The sequence below is a fragment of the Hymenobacter arizonensis genome (genome assembly GCF_900115775.1).
GTDB classification, from domain to species: domain Bacteria; phylum Bacteroidota; class Bacteroidia; order Cytophagales; family Hymenobacteraceae; genus Hymenobacter; species Hymenobacter arizonensis.
Genome location: NZ_FOXS01000003.1, coordinates 442,113 through 460,343, shown reverse-complemented (window position 1 = coordinate 460,343; position 18,231 = coordinate 442,113). Strand labels below are relative to the sequence as shown.

Annotated in this window: 15 protein-coding genes; all 15 read left to right on the top strand. The window is 59.7% G+C overall.

Annotated features, from left to right (window positions below; all coding sequences use genetic code 11):
- The first annotated feature begins 4 nt into the window (after nucleotides 1-4).
- The 15 genes from BMZ66_RS13555 to BMZ66_RS13485 all read left to right on the top strand — a co-directional run bounded on the left by BMZ66_RS13555 (nucleotide 5) and on the right by BMZ66_RS13485 (nucleotide 18,137).
- Nucleotides 5-1,465, top strand: coding sequence for an O-antigen ligase family protein (locus tag BMZ66_RS13555; protein WP_092674135.1), 1,461 nt, complete (start codon nucleotides 5-7; stop codon nucleotides 1,463-1,465).
- Nucleotides 1,458-2,444 (top strand): glycosyltransferase family 2 protein, encoded by a 987-nt coding sequence (locus tag BMZ66_RS13550; RefSeq protein ID WP_092674132.1) that lies wholly within the window; start codon nucleotides 1,458-1,460, stop codon nucleotides 2,442-2,444. Before BMZ66_RS13555 ends, BMZ66_RS13550 begins: the two co-directional genes overlap by 8 nt.
- An 88-nt stretch (nucleotides 2,445-2,532) precedes the next feature.
- Entirely contained in the window at nucleotides 2,533-3,729 is a 1,197-nt protein-coding gene (locus BMZ66_RS13545) for a glycosyltransferase family 2 protein (RefSeq protein ID WP_092674128.1), read from the top strand.
- A gap of 125 nt (nucleotides 3,730-3,854) precedes the next feature.
- Entirely contained in the window at nucleotides 3,855-5,054 is a 1,200-nt protein-coding gene (locus BMZ66_RS13540) for a glycosyltransferase (RefSeq protein WP_177204722.1), read from the top strand.
- Nucleotides 5,055-5,079: 25 nt separating this feature from the next.
- A complete protein-coding gene (locus BMZ66_RS13535) occupies nucleotides 5,080-6,312 on the top strand; it encodes a glycosyltransferase family 4 protein (RefSeq protein ID WP_369407595.1) in 1,233 nt (410 codons plus the stop codon).
- 60 nt (nucleotides 6,313-6,372) lie between these two features.
- Complete coding sequence (locus BMZ66_RS13530) at nucleotides 6,373-7,017, top strand: acyltransferase (protein WP_092674122.1); 645 nt, start codon at nucleotides 6,373-6,375, stop codon at nucleotides 7,015-7,017.
- A 12-nt stretch (nucleotides 7,018-7,029) separates the two neighbouring features.
- A complete protein-coding gene (locus tag BMZ66_RS13525) occupies nucleotides 7,030-8,193 on the top strand; it encodes a glycosyltransferase family 2 protein (protein WP_092674119.1) in 1,164 nt (387 codons plus the stop codon).
- Nucleotides 8,194-8,742: 549 nt separating this feature from the next.
- Nucleotides 8,743-9,486, top strand: coding sequence for an HAD family hydrolase (locus BMZ66_RS13520; RefSeq protein ID WP_092674116.1), 744 nt, complete (start codon nucleotides 8,743-8,745; stop codon nucleotides 9,484-9,486).
- Nucleotides 9,479-10,519 carry a UbiA family prenyltransferase gene (locus BMZ66_RS13515; protein WP_234795089.1) on the top strand — a complete coding sequence of 347 codons (1,041 nt, stop codon included), beginning with the start codon at nucleotides 9,479-9,481 and terminating at the stop codon, nucleotides 10,517-10,519. The genes BMZ66_RS13520 and BMZ66_RS13515 overlap by 8 nt, the downstream gene beginning before the upstream one ends.
- Nucleotides 10,520-10,587: 68 nt before the next feature.
- On the top strand, nucleotides 10,588-12,267 hold the full coding sequence (locus BMZ66_RS13510; RefSeq protein WP_092674110.1) for a glycosyltransferase family 39 protein: 1,680 nt from the start codon (nucleotides 10,588-10,590) through the stop codon (nucleotides 12,265-12,267).
- A gap of 176 nt (nucleotides 12,268-12,443) precedes the next feature.
- On the top strand, nucleotides 12,444-13,808 hold the full coding sequence (locus tag BMZ66_RS13505; RefSeq protein ID WP_143080204.1) for a lipopolysaccharide biosynthesis protein: 1,365 nt from the start codon (nucleotides 12,444-12,446) through the stop codon (nucleotides 13,806-13,808).
- A 113-nt stretch (nucleotides 13,809-13,921) separates the two neighbouring features.
- On the top strand, nucleotides 13,922-14,794 hold the full coding sequence (locus BMZ66_RS13500; RefSeq protein WP_092674104.1) for a beta-1,6-N-acetylglucosaminyltransferase: 873 nt from the start codon (nucleotides 13,922-13,924) through the stop codon (nucleotides 14,792-14,794).
- A 67-nt stretch (nucleotides 14,795-14,861) separates the two neighbouring features.
- Entirely contained in the window at nucleotides 14,862-15,863 is a 1,002-nt protein-coding gene (locus BMZ66_RS13495) for a hypothetical protein (protein ID WP_092674101.1), read from the top strand.
- 112 nt (nucleotides 15,864-15,975) lie between these two features.
- The gene (locus BMZ66_RS13490; RefSeq protein WP_177204721.1) at nucleotides 15,976-16,476 is read left to right on the top strand and encodes a c-type cytochrome; all 501 of its coding nucleotides are present in this window, start codon (nucleotides 15,976-15,978) and stop codon (nucleotides 16,474-16,476) included.
- A 203-nt stretch (nucleotides 16,477-16,679) separates the two neighbouring features.
- Complete coding sequence (locus tag BMZ66_RS13485) at nucleotides 16,680-18,137, top strand: phytoene desaturase family protein (protein WP_092674095.1); 1,458 nt, start codon at nucleotides 16,680-16,682, stop codon at nucleotides 18,135-18,137.
- Nucleotides 18,138-18,231 lie beyond the last annotated feature (94 nt).

Here is an 18,231-nt window from a genome sequence, read left to right as displayed (position 1 = left end):
ACTCATGAGATTTACGCCCACACCCGCTCAAAACGTGCTCAATTCCCCCTGGCTGCTGCCCGGGGCATTGGCCGTGGCATTGCTGGGCGGGTGGCTTTCCGGCCAGCTGGGGCTGGCCGTGCCGACGCTGATACTGGCTACGCCGCTGATTGTCGCCTTCCTGATTGTAATTTTTAACAATCCGAAGGCTGGCTACATCTCAGCTTTGGTCTATTCCTTCCTGCTGAGCTACCTCACCCGGCACTTCATCGACCTGCCCGCGGGCACGGCCATGGAGATTATCCTGGTGCTGACCTGGGTGGCCGTGCTGTTTCATCAAACGGTGCGCCCCGACTGGCGCCGCATCCACAACGACCTGTGCCGCATCACGGTTATTTGGTTTATTATCAACATTATAGAAGTTGCCAACCCGGCGGGCGCCAGCGTTACTGGTTGGTTTTTTGAGCTGCGGGGCAGCGCCCTGATTTGGTTCATGACGGTGCCGCTGTGCTTCATGGTTTTCAACACCAAGCGCGACCTGGACCTGTTCATCAACATCATCATCGGCTTATCGGTGTTTGGCGCGCTTTACGGCATCAACCAGAAGGTGAACGGGGTGGATGCCATGGAGCAACTCTGGCTGAACAGAGGCGGCGCCGTAACCCACGTAATATGGGGGCAGCTGCGGGCTTTCTCATTCTACAGCGAGGCAGCGCAGTTTGGGTCGTCCATGGCGCACGTGGCGCTGATATGCGGCATTTTGGCCATTGGCCCCTTCTCCTGGCAGAAACGAGCGTTGTTGGCCGGGGCGGCTTTGATAATGCTGTACGGCATGTTGGTTTCCGGTACCCGAGGGGCCTTCTTCGTGCTGGTGGTGGGGGCGTTTGTGTACCTGGTGCTCAGCAAGCGCGTGGCCATTCTCATTCTGGGCTGCTTTCTGGCGGCCGGGGCTTTTGGGGTGCTGAAGTACACCAAGATTGGCGACACCAACCCCAACGTGTTCCGCATGCGCACGGCGCTCGACCCCAACGACCCGTCGCTGCTGGTGCGCCTGGAAAACCAGGCCATTCTGCGCGACTATATGTCTACCCGGCCCTTTGGCGGCGGCATGGGCGTGATGGGCAACTGGGGCAAGCTGTATAACCGCGACAAGTTCCTGTCCAGAATTGCTCCTGACAGCTATTTTGTGAAGGTCTGGGGCCACTACGGCATCATCGGCTTCATTGTCTGGTTCGGCTTCATGCTCTACATACTGGGCAAATGCGCGGGCATTGTCTGGCGCATCCGCGACCCCGTGCTGCGGCAAAAGCTGCTGGCCCTCACGGCTGGCTACGCCGGCATTCTCATGGCCAGCTACGGCAACGAGATTATGAATCAGTACCCGTCTTCGCTACTCCTCTATACGTCGTGGGTATTCATTTTTCTGGGCCCTACCCTCGACACCCCTAAGCCCGTTACCACTTTAGCTCGTGCCGTTTATGCTTAGGCCGCTGGTTTCTATTATTTCCATTAACTACAACCAGGCCCAGGTTACCTGTGCTATGTTGGCCTCGTTGCGGCAGCTCACCTACCCCAACTTCGAGGTGATTGTGATAGACAATGCTTCGCCCACCGAAGACCCGGGCGTCATTGAGGAGCAATTTCCGGAAGTGCAGCTCATCCGCTCGACCGAGAACCTGGGCTTTGCCGGTGGCAACAACCTCGGGATTCAGGCTGCCAAAGGCGACTATTGCTTGTTCATTAACAACGATACCGAAGTAGTTCCCCACCTGCTCGAGCCATTGGTTTCGGTGTTTGAGCGCAACCCCAAAGTGGGCGTGGCGTCGCCGAAAATCATTTTCTACGGTACCGACAACATTATTCAGTACGCGGGCTGCGACGGCATCAGCCCCTGGACCGGCCGCGGCCACGTGAAAGGCTACCTCGAACCCGACAAGGGCCAGCACGATACCTCGCACGTGACCTCCCTCATTCACGGGGCCGCCATGATGGTACCCACCGAAGTCATTCGCAAAGCCGGCCTCATGCCGGCGCTGTACTTCCTCTACTACGAGGAGCTGGACTGGTGCGAGATGATAAAGCGGGCGGGCTACCAGAGCTACTACGAAGCCGGCGCCACCATTTACCACAAAGAATCGGTGTCGGTGGGCCAGGGCTCGGTGCTGCGCACCTACTACATGAACCGCAACCGCCTGCTATACATCCGGCGCAACTCCATGGGCTGGCGCTTCTGGAGCGGCTGCTTGTTTTACTTGCTGATATCGGTGCCCAAAAACAGCTTGGTTATGGCCTTGCGAGGCCAGTGGGCGCACTTGCGCGCCCTGTGGCGCGGGTTGGGCTGGCACTTACAAGGCCACAACGTGCACCACAATACTTTCCTGGCGCCGGCCGCAGCCAACCGGCCCGTGGCGGCCGGTGTAGGCTCGGCCCACGCGGCTCAGCACCGTTCTTCTACCATCGAATAACAGAACCGAAGGGCATACTTTCCGTACTGCGGGGCAGACGACTGCGTACAACTGTGCCAGATATAAGCACAAATCATTATCCTTGAATATGTTGGTCATTTTACCGACCCTGATTTTATACCTGCTGGGCGCTTACCTGCTGTTCAATGTAGTGTATCTGCTGTTTTTTTCGGTGGCTGGGCATCGGGCCATTCCGGTTTTGCCGCCGGCGCCGGCAGGTGTGCTGCGCCGCATGTGCGTGCTTATGCCCGCCTACCGCGCCGATGCCGTGATTACGGAAACGGCCCCCGTGGCCGTGGCGCACCAATACGCTGGTCAGGCCGATGTGCACGTCATTGCCGACGGCCTCCTGCCCGTGACTGTGCAGGCGCTGCGTCAGCAGGGTGCCGGCGTGGTGGAAGTGGGCTTTGCCAAAAGCACCAAGGGCAAGGCCTTGCTCGCGGCTCTGAACGAGCTACCCGCGCAGGCCTATGACGTGGCCGTGATTCTGGACGTGGACAATGAAATGGCCCCCGGCTTTCTGACCCAGATAAACAACGCCTTCGCGGCGGGCTACCGGGTGGTGCAGGGCCACCGCACGGCCAAAAATCTGGACTCACCGTTTGCTGTGCTCGACGCCTGCAACGAGGAAATCAACAACCACATTTTCCGGCAGGGCCACGCCAGCCTGGGCTTGTCGTCGGCCCTCATCGGGTCGGGCATGGCGTTCGAATACGACTACATTCATCAGCTGCTGCAGGACATTGGCGACACGCCGGGCGAAGACAAGGAGTTGGACTTCAGAGCCCTGAAAGACAAGGTTAAAATAGCTTACCTGCCCGAAGCCTACGTGTACGACGAGAAGATTCCCAACTCCAAAGTATTCGCCAACCAACGCACCCGCTGGCTGGCTACTCAGAAGGAATTCTTCATCAAGTACCTGGGCGAGGGCGTACGCCAGTTGGGCAAAGGCAACTGGGACTTCGTGGATAAGATACTGCAGTCAATGCTGTTGCCCCGCATTCTGCTGCTGGGCTTGCTGGGGCTCCTGGTGGTGTTGTCATTGCTGTGGCCGGTGGGCCCCTCGCCGGTGTTTTGGCTGGCGCTGCTGGCGGGCACAGCCGCGGCGCTGCTGCTGGCCCTGCCGGCGCGCCTCTACACCCGCCAGGTAGGGCGGGCCGTGCTGCACTTGCCGGTGGCGCTGGGCGCCATGCTGCTGGCCATGCTGCAAATCAGAAAAGCCAAAACCTCCTTCATGGCCACTCCGCACACGGCAACGGCCACCCGAAGCTCCTCCCACCGTTAACCCAACCCCACCGCTATGCCTTGGGAAATCATCTTCATCCCCGCCCTTATCAGCCTATACATTGGCTGGCGCAAGGGCCTTCAGGCCACTCCTAAAAAGTAATGCGGCGGCCCGCACGCTCTGCTATGAAAAATCAAAACATCGTCATGCTGTGCCAGCAAAACTGGAACATTGGCATTGCAACCAGCGCTAAAAACCTGGCCAAGGAATTTGCGAAGAACAACCGGGTGCTCTACGTGAACATGCCCCTGGACATGAACACGGTGCTCTCGGGCTTCAGCCAGCCCGAAGTGAAAAGGCACCTGGGCGTGCTGAAGGGCGAAACGGATGCCGTGGTGCAAGCCGAGGCCAACCTGTGGGTGCTCACGCCCAAGGTCCTCGGGGCGTCTATCAACTGGCTGCCGGTGCGGTCTGCGTTTGAAAGCTTGAACCGCTGGAACAGCAAGAAGCTCGCGGCCAGCATTGCCGAGGCAGCCAAAGCGGTGGGTTTCGATTCCTATTATCTGTTGCAGGACGGCATCATTTTCCAGGGCCTGGAACTGAAGAAGCTGCTGGCTCCGCGCCTGTCCATCTACTACCTGCGCGACTACACCATTGCGGTGCCCTACTTCCAGCGGCACGGCCCGTGGGTGGAAGCTCAGCTGCTGCAGCAAGCCGATGTGGTGGCCGTCAACTCGGCCTACCTGGGCGAATATGCGCTGAAGCACAACCCGAACAGCTTCAACATTGGCCAGGGCTGCGCGCTGGAAATGTACCAGGCTGACGCCGACTACGAAGAACCCGCCGACATGGCCCGGGTGCCACATCCCCGCATCGTGTACACGGGCTTCCTGACCACCATCCGGCTGGACATTGACTTGCTAGTGGACATTGTAAAGAAGCGCCCGGACTGGAGCCTGGTGCTGATAGGCCCAGAAGATGACGTGTTCCGGCGCAGCGAGCTCCACGACCTGCCCAATGTGTTCTTCCTGGGCAATAAGGCCCCGACCCAGCTGTCGGCCTACCTCCAACACGCCGATGTTTGCATTAACCCCCAGATGGTGAACGAGGCCACGGTTGGCAATTACCCGCTTAAGATAGACGAGTACCTGGCCATGGGCAAGCCCGTGGTGGCCACGGCCACCGGCACCATGGAGATGTTTGCCGACCACGTGTACCTAGCCCACACCCCCGAGGACTGGCTGCACATGCTGGACCGCGCAATCACCGAAGGAGGCCCCAGCACGGCAGCCGAAGGCATTGCCTTTGCCAGAAGCCACACCTGGGAGGCCAGCGCCAAGGCGCTGTATGCTACCCTGGAACAGTTCCAGCCGGCCCACGCCTAAGTACTACCATTAGTTACCATACCCCATGGCTACGCCCTTGCCCCCACCACCTGCAGATTTAGCACCGGCTGTGCCCGGCCAGGTGGCCCCCACTCGGCGCCCATTGCGAATTGGCATTGAGGCCCAGCGGCTTTTCCGGCCCCACAAGCACGGCATGGACATCGTGGCCCTGGAGCTGATTCGGAACCTTCAGCAGCTCGACCAGCACAACGAGTACTTCATCTTCGTGAAGCCCGACGAGGACCACGCCGTGCTGAAAGCCACGCCTAACTTCCACATTGTGGAGGTGCCCGGTGGCCCCTACCCCTACTGGGAGCAGGTGCTGCTGCCGCGCGCAGCCCGCGAAGCGGGCGTGCACCTGCTGCACTGCACCAGTAACACGGCGCCCCTACGGGCCGGCGTGCCGCTGGTGCTCACCCTGCACGACATTATTTACCTGGAGCCCTTGGACTTGCGGCGTGGCAGCTGGTACCAGCGCATCGGCAACCTGTACCGGCGCTGGAACGTGCCGCGCGTGATGCCCCTCTGCGAGCGAGTGCTCACGGTGTCGGCGTTTGAACAGGCCCGCATAGTGCAGCGCCTGCCGGGCCCCGATGGCCAGGTGCAGGTGGTGTACAACAGCGCCGGCGAGCAGTTTCGGCCCATCACCGACCAAGCGGCGCTAGCGGCGGCCAAGGCCCGCTACGCCCTGCCCGACCGGTTTATCTTCTTCCTGGCCAACACCGACCCCAAGAAAAACCTTCGCGGCGTGCTGCAGGCGCTGGCGCTGCTTAAGAAACAAGGCCAGCTCTCGTTTCAGCTGGTGATGCTCGACTACGCCGAAACGGCGCTAGCGGCCCTGCTCCGGGAGTTGGATGCGCCCGAGCTACGGGCCCACATTCAGTTGTGCGGCTACGTGCCCAACCAGGAGCTGCCTCTGATTTATAATCTGGCTGAGGTATTCCTCTATCCGTCGCTGCGCGAGAGCTTCGGCATTCCCATTCTGGAGGCCATGGCCTGCGGCACGCCGGTTATCACCAGCAACACGTCGTCGATGCCCGAAGTGGCCGGCGATGCTGCTCTGCTGGTCGACCCTTTCAAACCCGAAACCATTGCCGACGCGATTCTGCGCTTGCAGAACGACCCCACCGAGCGTGCCGCCCTGGTGGCCCGGGGCCTGCAGCGGGTGCAGCATTTTTCGTGGCGCGAAACCGCCCGGCAAGTGCGCCGCGTGTACGAGGAAGTGGTGGAGGCCAGCTCCGTACCCAAGGCCCGCTAGCTGGCCGTATCTGCGTTCGGCGGGATTATTGCTGGTCGCGCCCACTCACTCCCTACCGTCATGTCCGTTGCCGAAAAAATAAAGAACAATCCCCGGCTGAAAGAGCTGGTGCTGTGGCTGCTGCTGGTGCCCCGCGAGGCCCGGCCGCGCCTGTGGGTGCGGTGGTTCGTCAACCCATTCAAGCACCAATACGGCCGCCGCTCGCTGGTGCGCTGGCGAACCCGCATGGACGTGGTGCCGTTCAACGCCTTTTCCCTAGGCCCCGACTCGGTGATTGAAGATTACGCAACGGTGAACAACGGCATGGGCGCAGTGCACATTGGCGCCCGCACGTTCGTGGGCATTGCCAACGTCCTAATTGGTCCGCTGCGCATTGGCAATGATGTCATTATTGCTCAGAACGTGGTGTTCTCGGGCCTGAACCACGGCTACGACGACCTGACCATGCCCATCAAAGACCAGCTCTGCACCACAGCCGAGATAGTGGTGGAAGACGAGGCCTGGATTGGAGCCAATGCCGTGATTACGGCGGGCGTACGCATTGGCAAGCACTCGGTGGTGGCCGGCGGCAGCGTGGTTACCAAAGACGTACCGCCGTATTCGGTGGTGGGCGGCAATCCCGCCCGCATTCTCAAACAATACAACGCAGAGGCCCAGATGTGGGAGCGCCCGCAAAAGCACTCCGTCGCCCAACCCTCTGTTTAGATTTTACCTCAGATGCTTGTTTTTCTCTTTTGGCTGTCGCTGACCGTCGTTTTGTTTACTTATGTGGGCTATGCCCTGGTGGTGTGGGTGTGGGCCAAGCTGGCGCGGGGCACTAAGAAAGCCGTGGCCGCCGGTGGCTTCGAGCCCGAAGTGACGCTGGTGGTGCCCGCCTACAACGAAGCCGATATTCTGGACGAGAAGGTGCGCAACTGCCTGGCCCTGGACTACCCGGCCGAGAAGCTGCACCTGATGTTCATTACCGACGGCTCGAACGACCACTCCGGTGCGGTGCTGGCCAAGTACCCCGAGGTACAGCACCTGCACAGCCCCGAGCGGGCCGGCAAATCGATGGCAGAAAACCGCGCCATTCGCTACGTGAAGACGCCCTACGTTATTTTCACCGACTGCAACACCCTGCTCAACCCCGAAGCGGCCCGCCAGCTGGTGCGCCACTACGCCGACCCGCGCGTGGGCGCCGTGTCAGGTGAGAAGCGGGTGCTGCGCGACGGCAGCACCTCCGGCGCCGGCGAGGGCCTGTACTGGAAATACGAGTCCTTTCTGAAGCAGTGCGATTCCGACATCTACAGCCTCATGGGCGCGGCCGGCGAGCTGGTTTCCTTCCGCACCGACCTGTTTAAGCCCCTGGAGGCTGACACTATTCTGGACGACTTCGTGCAGTCTATGCGCATCGTGGACGATGGCTACCGCGTGATTTACGAGCCCCAGGCCTATGCCATGGAGCCGCCGTCCTTCTCGCTGAAGGAGGAGATGAAGCGCAAGGTGCGCATCTGCGCCGGTGGCTGGCAGTCGATGGCGCGGCTGCTGCCGCTGCTTAATCCGCTGCGGCAGCCGGTGGTTGCTTTCCTGTACTTCTCACACCGGGTATTGCGCTGGAGCATCACCCCGGCTTTGCTGCTGCTGCTGCTGCCGCTCAATGCCGCGCTGGCCGTGAGCCACGGCGGCATCTACACCGTGCTGCTGGTGCTGCAAGGGCTATTTTATGGCGCGGCGGCGCTGGGCTGGTACCAGGCCAGCCGGGGCAAAGCCGCTGGCCCACTGCTGGTTCCGCTCTACTTCACTATGATGAATGTGGCCGTTTTCCAAGGCGCGGCGCGGTTTTTCCGCAACTCCCAGCCCGCGGCCTGGGACAAAGCCCAGCGGGCCCCAGTGGCCTAGTTCAGGGCTTGTCTTTGTCAAGAAGGGGCAAAAGAACGTCGATACAGATGGCCAGATTGTAGCATTCGGCTACGGGAAAGTCTATGAGCTGATGGGAGAGACAGGCAGCAAGAGTAGCTGAGGATTATGAAAACCGCAGCGTGCCAACCGGTAACCCAGCCCCAACTGCTGCGTATGGGAGCGCTGCCCTTTCCTTGCAGGCATGCATGCTGTAGGCAACAGGCTAGAAGTAACCATTAGTACTATAAACTGGCCTGTGTTGAGCAAAAGTGAAGCATCCGTTCTGCTTTTTTAATTACTAATGGGTGGGTCTAGAAGTGAGGTACTCTACCTCCATTTAGCAGGACTATGCTCCTAATTATGAGCCGTTTTCTGCAAGTATTCATTAAAGATAAAGAAGTAATTTCGCGAAACACCAACTTTGATTTAAAGTAAATAAATACATTATACAATTTATAGCGGGGCAAGTATTCAAATAATCCATAACCAAACCGTATCAAAGCAGTATAAATCACCGGTTATCGCCCTATTCGAAAACACAATATTTTTATGAGTCTACACCCCCACAAAGAAGCGGAATTCACTATTTCGGCAGCATCGGCGGTTCGATGGCCCGAGGTGAAAGCTGTTATTTTTGATGTAGACGGCACATTGTATACGCAGTCCAAGCTGCGCAGCAAAATGCTGGTTTCCCTGCTGGGCTACTACGCGCTGCGGCCCTGGCGACTGGACGAGATGCTGATTTTGCAGCGCTTCCGCGCCGAGCGGGAAAAGCGCCACGGCGCAGCCGGGCCCGACATCGAAAATGCACAATATGCCTGGGCATCTAACAACGGCCGCACCCCCGTCGACAAAATCAAAAGGGTGGTAGAACACTGGATGTTTCAGTACCCCAACCAATATCTGCGGGGCTGCACGTACCCTGGCACCCACGCTTTTTTTGCCACTTTACGGCAAAAAGGCATAAAAATTGGTATCTACTCCGACTATAAAGCCCACGATAAGATGGCGGCGATGGGCTTGGCCGCCGACATCATCGTCAGCTCCACCGACCCCGAAATTGACCACCTAAAGCCTGCTCCGCACGGCTTGCTTTACATTGCCGATGCCCTCGGCCTGGCGCCGGCCGACTGCCTGTTTATCGGCGACCGCCCCGAGCTGGACGGCGCCTGCGCCGAACAGGCCGGCATGCCTTACCTCATTGTCGACAAGCAGCCTTTCGACAGTTTTACCTTCTATAAAACGCTTGAAGACACGCTCGCGACTTCTTTAACTACATCCCCACATGAATAATATGCCTACGTCTACTGAGTCTCTGACGGCAGAGCCTGAGGTTGCCATGATTCCGGCCGGCATCAAAGACTACATTGCCATTGCCCGGCCCGACAACTGGGCCAAAAACGTATTTATGATGCCGGGGGTGCTGTTTGCCTTCATCATCTACCGCATTCCGCTCGACTCAGTGTTTCTGGCCAAGCTGGTGATGGGCGTGGCCAGTACCTGCCTGGTGGCCTCGGCCAACTACGTTATCAACGAATACCTCGACGCGGAGTTTGACAAGTTTCACCCGCTGAAGAAGAAGCGCACCTCGGTGGTGCGCGTGGTGAACCCGGCGCTGGTGTACTTCGAGTGGTTTGCGCTGGCCATGGTGGGCTTCTTCCTGGCTTACCAAATAAGCCTGCAGTTCCTGTTCATCTCTATGTTCCTGCTGTTCATGGGCGTGATGTACAACGTGCGGCCCTTCCGGACCAAGGAGCGGGTGTACCTCGACGTGCTGTCGGAGTCGGTGAACAACCCCATCCGGTTTGCGCTGGGCTGGTACATTGTGGCCCCAGCCCTGTCGTACGAAGCCCTGAATGGCATCTCCTTCTTCAATAGCCTCCCCCCTTCCAGCATCATCGTGGCTTACTGGATGGGCGGCGCCTTTCTCATGGCCACCAAGCGTTTTGCCGAGTACCGCCTCATCAAAGACCCCGCCCTGGCGGGCCTCTACCGCCGGTCGTTTCAGTTCTACACCGAGCACAGCCTGCTGATATCCATGTTCTTCTACGCCCTCACGTCGGCGTTCTTCCTGGGCATCTTCCTGGTTAAAAACCGCATTGAGCTGCTGCTCAGCTTCCCGTTCTTCGCCCTGCTGTTTTCGTGGTACCTGCGCATTGGCCTGCTCGAAAACTCGCCGGTGCAGGGCTCCGAGAAGCTTTATACCCGCAAGTATTTCATGACCTACGTGGTGCTATTCTGCATCTTGCTGATGGTGCTGATGTTCGTTAAGATTCCGATTCTCAGCCCGCTGCTGGAAGACCAATTCAATTTTGACCAGCGGTAGGACTTTCGCTTCCTGTCCAGTGGCCTTCTCCGGTATAGCTCCCGGTACTTGAAGTGTACTGCGTCCTTATGCATTCAATAGTAGCTCACGCTCCCAATTCTACCACCAGCCAGCCCTATTCCGAACCCGGAACAGACACTGGGCTGCCGCCACTCAGCCCGCGCACGCAGCGCCGCCTGATTTATGGGCTGCTGGCGCTGGGGGTATTTTTCCGGCTGTTTCACTTTTTCAACAACCGGTCGTTTTTCATCGACGAGCTGTTTCTGAACGTCAACATCATCAAGATGGGCTTTCGGGAGTTGGCTACGCTGCCTTTCGAATACGAGCAAAAAGCGCCGCTGGGCTACCTGTGGTCGACGCGGTTTTTTATGGCCTTGTTTGGCAAGCAGGAGCAGGCGCTGCGCTTGTTTTCGCTGCTGTGCGGGCTGACAGGCTTGTTTCTGTTTGTGCCGGTGGCCCGATTCTTTTTGAAGTCCTGGGGCACGGTGCTGGCGGTGGGCATGCTGGCCCTGGCCTACCCGGCCATATACCACGCTGTGGAGGCTAAGCAGTACAGCGCCGAGCTGCTGGGCACCATCGTGGCCCTGTATCTCTACACCAAGTTTAAGGACCGGCAGTCGTGGGGTGCCATGGTGGCCTGGGGCGTGCTGGGTGGGCTGCTGCCGTGGTTTTCCTTTCCCAGCATTTTTGTACTGGCGGGCATTGGCGCGGGAGTGTTCCTGCGGGCCGCGCTGCAGCGCGACTGGAAGCGCGCGGCGCAGTACCTGGTTCCAGGGGCGCTGTGGGTGCTGAGCTTTGGGCTGGTCTTCCTGTTTTTTGTGAGCAAATACAAGGATTCCGGCTGGCTTACCTACTTCTTCAAAATCAAGTACGAAGGCTATCTGCCATTACAGCCCGTGGCGGCTGCTAAGTGGGCGGTGGTAAAAGCCTACGAATTCCTCGCGCACCCTATGGGCGTGCTGCTGCAAGTCGACAACAGCCGCACGTACTTCGGCCTGAAGCACGTGCTGAAAATGGGGTGGCTATACCTGCCGCTCATCGTGGCCGGGGCATACTTCTTCTTCCAGCGCAGCAAGGAGTATTTCCTGATTTTGTTTTTGCCGCTGGCCATTGCGCTGCTGGCGTCGGCCGCAAGCCAGTATCCGTTTTACCAGCGCTTCACGCTGTTTCTGGCGCCGGCCGTGATGCTGGCGCTGGCCTTGGGCGCCCAGGAGTTGGCCCGCCGGTTTGTGCCCAGCCCCAGGGTGGCCTACGTGCTGCTGGCGCTGGTGCTGCTGCCTTCGCTGGCCAACTCAAGCCGCCAGGTACTCGACCCCGACACCTTTTACAACCGCGAATACTACCGCGAAACCGTGTTCTTCGTGAACGACCGGTACCAGGAAGGCGACGCCGTGTACGTGTACTGGAACATGCGCCAGGCCTACGACTACTACCGCGACGCCTACAACTTAAAGTACCCGGCCACCCGGGCCAGCCTCGCCAAAAACACCGCCACCAGCCAGGCCGACTACCTGCGCCAGCTGCAGCCGGAGTTTGCCGCCTTCCAGGGCAAAAAGCGACTCTGGTTTATCTACGACAGCAACAACCGCGACGCCATCGGCGATTTTGTAGACCAGCCCGCCTGGTACCACGAAAAAGCCATGCCCCCAGGCCGGCTGCTCAACGAACACTTCTCCACGCTGGGCAAGGAGGTGCAGCGTTTCCGCCGCGGCTACTACGAAGTAGTGCTCTACGAGCTTAACGACTAACGCTTCCGGCTACTTCTGCGTACTTTCCCTGCATCGGGCCGATGCTATTCAGTCCCGGTATTATACTTACTTCTTCTACCACTGGCGCTGCGGTCGCCTCCCGCACGCCCTGATTGCCCTACCACCCTTACTGGGCCTATGGGTGCTCCTTAGCCGGAGTGCCCCGCCCGCACTACGTGAAGAATCCCTTACTCCTTAAGCTGCAATCGTACCTCGACAACCAACAGTTTATGTCGCTGGCCGGCAACCTGACCGTGTCGGCCATGAGCATCATCTCGGTGTCGCTGCTGTTTCGGACGCTGCCGGTGCACGACATTGGCATGTGGGTGTACTTCATGGCGGCCGTGGGCCTGGCCGACTCGTTTCGGGCCGGCTTTCTCACCACGGCCTTCATTCGGGCGCGCTCGGGGGCTACCCCGGCCCGCACCGCCGAGGTCACGGGTTCGGCCTGGGCCATTGCGCTGGTCATTACCGGCCTGCTCGGGCTGATAAACCTGGGCGCTTGGCTGCTGTTCGGCAACACCAACGACGGCTCGCTGGCCCTGCTGCTGAAGTGGTTTGGCATCGTGCTGGTGGCCACCCTGCCGTATTTCATGGCGGCGTGCGTGATGCAGTCCGAAATGCGCTTCGACCGTATTCTCTACATCCGGCTGCTGTCGCAGGGCTTATTTGTGCTGTGCATCATCGGGCTCATGCTGGCCGGGGCCTCCACCATCGACCGCGTGGTGTATAGCTACGTGGGCGCTTCCGTGATTACCAGCTTTCTCATGCTAGTCTTGGGCTGGGCCGATGCCGGAAGCCTGCGCCAACGCACCAGCGCCTGCATTCGCGAGCTGGGCCACTTTGGCAAGTACAGCGTGGGCAGCTACGTGGGCTCAAACCTGCTGCGCAGCTCCGACACCTTTGTTATTAACTACATGCTGGGCCCCGCGCCCCTGGCCGTGTACAACCTGGCCGGGCGCTTCATGGAAATCATCGAGATTCCGCTGCGCAGCTTTGTGGCCACGGCCATGCCGGCCATGTCGGCGGCCTTCAACCAAAACCGGCTGCCCGAGGTGGCGCGCCTGCTGCGCAAGAACGCGGGCATGCTCACCTGGGCCTTTGTGCCGGTTATTCTGGGCACGTTGCTGCTCGCCGATGTGCCCGTCTTTCTCATTGGCGGCCCCAAGTACCAAGACACCGAAGCGGCTAACTTGCTCCGCATCAGCATGGTGCTGGCCATCCTCTACCCCATCGACCGGTTTGTGGGCGTCACGCTCGACGTGGTGAACCAGCCCCGCCTGAACCTGGTGAAGGTGTTCCTGATGCTGGCCGTGAACGTGGTGGGCGATGTAACGGCCCTGCTGCTGTTCGGCAACATCTACGGCGTGGCCGTGGCCAGCCTGCCCACGGGCATTGCCGGCTTCACCTTCGGCTACATCCACCTCAAAAAGCATTTGCCGCTCTCCATTCGCGACATTATGACCACTGGTTTGCAGGAAAGCAAGCTGCTGGTGCAGCGGGTGCTCAGCAAAGCGGCGGCCGTGCTCAAACCCGGCTAAGCCCAGCTGCGCACTGCATTCCTCAGCGAGCAGCCTTGTCTCATTTTACCACTTTCTGCAGTTCCGAAAAACCGGCCCCAAGCCACCGTTGAACTCCCACCCACCCCGACGCCATGAGAATAGCCCACCTGATTATGGTCCACAAAAATCCGGACCAGGTAGAGCGCTTGCTGAAGGCATTGGCTCACGAGCAGTTCGATTTTTTTATCCACCTCGACGCCAAGATAGACCCCAAGGACTATGCTCACCTGAGCGCCTTGCCCCGGGTGCACTTCATTCAGAAGCGGCAGTTTGTGCGCTGGGCTGCCTACAGCTTTGTGGAAGCCATTTGCCAGAGCATCAAGGAAATCCAGGCCTCGGGCACCTACGAATTCATCAACCTACTGAGTGGCCAGGATTACCCCATCAAGCCAGCTGAGAGCATCTATCAGTTCTTCAACCAGCACGTGGGCTGCACATTCCTGTCGTTTGAGCCGCGGGAGTCGGACTGGTGGCGCCACGCCATCACCCGGGTAGAGCGGTACCACTCGGTGTACTTCGACTTCAAGTTTCAGTACAAGCTGCAGGCCCTGGCCAACCGGCTGCTGCCCAAGCGCAAATTCCCGCTGCCCTACACGCTGTATGGCGGGCCGTACGGCTCGTGGTGGACCTTGAGCGCCGACAGCGCCAAGTACCTGGTCGATTTCATCGACAGCCACGCCGAATTGCGCCGTTTCAGCCTGTTTACCTGGGGTTCCGATGAATTTTTAGTGTCAACCATACTGATGAATTCGCCCCTGAAAGACAGAATCATAAACGATAATTATCGATATATAGACTGGTCAAAAGGTGGCGCCAACCCCAAAATCTTGACTGTAAACGACGCCAGTTTGCTGGCGCATACGTACAAGCTATTCGCACGGAAATTTGATACTACCCAGGATGCTGAAATTCTGGATGTAATCGACCAATCGATGAATAACTCTCAGGCCCAGGTGCTGGTTTAACTCCAGCCCTTGCCCTAACCCACCCACTACCCATGGGTGCTTCTATGAAAACCAACAGCTGCAATTCATGACACAGCATGTAATCCTTGCTTATGGCCGAGAAACCGAACTTTGGCGCGCCACTTTTGCTGTACTAAGCTTCTATGCCTGGTACGAAGGCGACCGGACCGACGTGCACACCGTGGTGTTTACTGACAAGCCCGATTTTTTTGCCCCTTACTTCGAAGGGTTGCCCGTTGACTACTCGGTGCTCACGCCCGAAGGCCTGGAAGAGATGCGGGGCCCGCAGCAATACATTCATCGGGTGAAGCCGATGATAGTGGCCCAGGTGCTTCGCGACTACCCCGGCGACAACCTGCTGTTCTGCGACTCCGACACGTTTTTCATCGCCAAAGCCGACCCGCTGCTCAAGAGCATTAAGCCGTCGGTGAGCGTGATGCACGTGCGCGAGTTCACCTTTGCCGAAGCCGTAAACACCTACGCCGCCTTCACCCCCGCCAACCAGGACAGATTCCCGCGCAAGCTGATTGAGCTTATTGAGAGCCGCACCTTTTCGGTGGACTCGGTGGAGCGGAAGTTTCACAAAAAACAGTACATCTGGAACTCGGGCGTGCTGGGTCTGAGCAAGGAAGTAGGCAAGTTGATGCCCGACATCTGCGCCCTCAACGACGCCTTTTTTAAGGGCAGCGAGTGGTTTACCAGCGAGCAAATCGCCTTCTCCATGGCTTTGCCGCTCAAAACCAACATCATTCCCAGCGACGAGTACATTTTTCACTACTGGGGCCAGCAGCAGAAGGTGCTCATGGACGGACTCTTGACCAAGCTCGACAGCGCCGAATTCCGGACTCTGCCCCTGGAAGAGCGTCTGGAACAGGTGAAGCCGCTTACCATGAAGTGGTTGCAGGAAGTGAAGGCCGACCTGGTCCGCGAGGGCGCACTCTACGCCCTTGCGAACGAAAATCTAACGGCCGGCATCAAGTGCGCCGCCAAGGCCCTGATTGCCTCGCCGCTTGATGCCACCTTTGCCAAAAACATGCTCACGCTATTTCGCAAGAGAATCCTTAGCTAATCGCGCCAAGGATGCCCTTTACCAATACCGCTACAGGCTGCACCCGGGCCGCGAGCCTACGTGTAGCCGACCCGGCCAGCGGCAACCATTGCCCGGCCAACTTTCCCATTTCATGAAATACTCCTTCCTTCTGCTCGCTGCCACGGCAACCTTGCTGGGTGCCTGCGAATCAAGCCAGACCGAAACCACCACCCGGACAGAACCCAGCGCCACCGAAGCCGCCAACCAAGCGCCCGCCCCTGCTCCGTCTGCCGAAGCGCCCGCTGCTGCCGCCCCGGCAACTCCCGCCGTCGCAGTTAAGCTCGATGGCTCGGCGCTCTACGCCAGCACCTGCCAGGCCTGCCACCAAGCCAGCGGCCAGGGCCTGCCCAACGCCTTCCCCTCGCTGGTGGGCAGCCCCCGCGTCAACGACGCCGATGGCAAGCAACTGGTCAACATCATTCTGAACGGCTACAACGAGCGGGACGAGTACGGCGTGATGCCTGGCTACGCCGGCAGCATGAGCGACGACAAGGTTGCCGCCGTAGCTACCCACGTCCGCAACTCCTGGGGCAACAAAGGCTCGGAGGTTAGTGCCGACTTTGTGCGCAAGCTGCGCGCTACTACCAAGTAAGCGACAACAATAAGTTGACCCTGGAGCTTAGCAGTACGTCATGCCGACCGGAGCGAAGCATCTCGCCCGGGGTTAGTAGTCAATGGCACTACAACGATGGGAGCGAGATGCCTCGGCTGCGCTCGGCATGGCGTATGATTCTGTTTTTGGGTCATACCAGGCAGAGCTGCGTTCAAAACCATCCTTTCATCCAGTAACAGACCTTGACTAAGCGCGATTTTGATGCGGTGGTGGTGGGCTCGGGCCCCAATGGGCTGGCGGCGGCCATCACCATGCAGCAGGCGGGCCTGTCGGTGCTGCTGCTGGAAGGCAAAGACACCATAGGTGGCGGCCTGCGCACCGCCGAGCTGACTCTGCCCGGCTTCCGGCACGACATCTGTTCCGCCATTCATCCGATGGCGGCCGAATCACCCTTTTTCAAAACCCTGCCGCTGCAGGCCCACGGGCTCGAGTACCTGTATCCGCCAGTGGCCGCCGCGCACCCGCTGGACAACGGCACCGCCGCCGCGCTCACGCAGTCTATGGCCGACACCGTAGCGCAGTTCAGCACCGATGCCAAAGCCTATGAGAACTTGGTAGGGCCCGTGGCTAAGGATTGGCCCGAGCTGGGCCCGGCCATTCTGGGGCCCCTGCGCTTCCCCGAAAATCCCTTCGTGATGGCCCGCTTCGGCCTCAAAGGCTTGCTGCCAGCCAAGCTGCTAGCCAACCTTTTCTTGAAAACTACCGAGGCCCGGGCCCTGTGGGCCGGCATGGCTGCCCACGCCCAGCTGCCGCTGGCCAACGTGGCCACGTCGGCCATAGGGCTAGTGCTGCTGGCCATGGGCCACCGGCAGGGCTGGCCGCTGCCCAGGGGCGGGTCGCAGTCCATTGCCTCGGCGCTCACGTCGTACTTCGTGTCGTTGGGCGGGCAGGTCCAGACCAATTTTTATGTGAAGTCACTGGCGCAGCTGCCCTCGTCGCACGCCGTGCTGTTCGACATCACGCCCCGGCAGCTGCTGGGCATTGCGGGCCACAAGTTCTCGGCCCTGTATAAGTGGCAGCTGGAGCGCTACCGCTACGGCATGGGCGTGTTTAAGGTCGACTGGGCGCTGGCTGGTCCCATTCCCTTCACGGCGCCGGAGTGCCGGCAGGCGGGCACCATTCACCTGGGCAACACACTCGAAGAGATTACCCACGCCGAGCAGCTTACCTGGGACGGCACGCACCCCGAAAAGCCCTTCGTGCTGCTGGCCCAACAAAGCCTGTTCGACGCAACCCGCGCCCCCGCCGGCCAGCACACGGCCTGGGCCTACTGCCACGTGCCGCACGGCTCCACCAAAGACATGACCGCCGCCATTGAGCAGCAGGTGGAGCGCTACGCACCCGGCTTCCGGGAGCGGATTCTGGCCCGCAGCGTCATGAACACGGTGCAGATGGAGGAGTACAACGCCAACTACATCGGCGGCGACATTAATGGCGGCGTGCTCGACATTGGACAGCTGTTTACGCGGCCGGTGCTGCGCCTCTCGCCCTACCAGACCTCGGCCAAGGGGCTTTACATCTGCTCCTCCTCCACCCCGCCGGGTGGGGGCGTGCACGGCATGTGCGGCTACCACGCGGCCCGTAAGGCCTTGCGGGACGTGTTTGATGTGCGGCTGCCCGCCACGCTTTCCCCCGCGTAGCGACTGGCGGCTTGGGCGACCTCAAACCATGCCGCGGCTCGGCCGCGCTGCGCTGGCAGCCACGCTGCTTTTGGGGCACAAATTTTGCCGGGAG

Excerpts from the sequence above, each read along its gene's own strand:
- BMZ66_RS13525 (WP_092674119.1), top strand. The coding sequence starts at position 7,030 with ATGCTTGTTTTTCTCTTTTGGCTGTCGCTGACCGTCGTTTTGTTTACT.
- BMZ66_RS13510 (WP_092674110.1), top strand. The coding sequence starts at position 10,588 with ATGCATTCAATAGTAGCTCACGCTCCCAATTCTACCACCAGCCAGCCC.
- BMZ66_RS13495 (WP_092674101.1), top strand. The coding sequence starts at position 14,862 with ATGACACAGCATGTAATCCTTGCTTATGGCCGAGAAACCGAACTTTGG.
- BMZ66_RS13515 (WP_234795089.1), top strand. The coding sequence starts at position 9,479 with ATGAATAATATGCCTACGTCTACTGAGTCTCTGACGGCAGAGCCTGAG.
- BMZ66_RS13530 (WP_092674122.1), top strand. The coding sequence starts at position 6,373 with ATGTCCGTTGCCGAAAAAATAAAGAACAATCCCCGGCTGAAAGAGCTG.
- BMZ66_RS13545 (WP_092674128.1), top strand. The coding sequence starts at position 2,533 with ATGTTGGTCATTTTACCGACCCTGATTTTATACCTGCTGGGCGCTTAC.
- BMZ66_RS13550 (WP_092674132.1), top strand. The coding sequence starts at position 1,458 with ATGCTTAGGCCGCTGGTTTCTATTATTTCCATTAACTACAACCAGGCC.
- BMZ66_RS13520 (WP_092674116.1), top strand. The coding sequence starts at position 8,743 with ATGAGTCTACACCCCCACAAAGAAGCGGAATTCACTATTTCGGCAGCA.
- BMZ66_RS13555 (WP_092674135.1), top strand. The coding sequence starts at position 5 with ATGAGATTTACGCCCACACCCGCTCAAAACGTGCTCAATTCCCCCTGG.
- BMZ66_RS13500 (WP_092674104.1), top strand. The coding sequence starts at position 13,922 with ATGAGAATAGCCCACCTGATTATGGTCCACAAAAATCCGGACCAGGTA.
- BMZ66_RS13540 (WP_177204722.1), top strand. The coding sequence starts at position 3,855 with ATGAAAAATCAAAACATCGTCATGCTGTGCCAGCAAAACTGGAACATT.
- BMZ66_RS13490 (WP_177204721.1), top strand. The coding sequence starts at position 15,976 with ATGAAATACTCCTTCCTTCTGCTCGCTGCCACGGCAACCTTGCTGGGT.
- BMZ66_RS13535 (WP_369407595.1), top strand. The coding sequence starts at position 5,080 with ATGGCTACGCCCTTGCCCCCACCACCTGCAGATTTAGCACCGGCTGTG.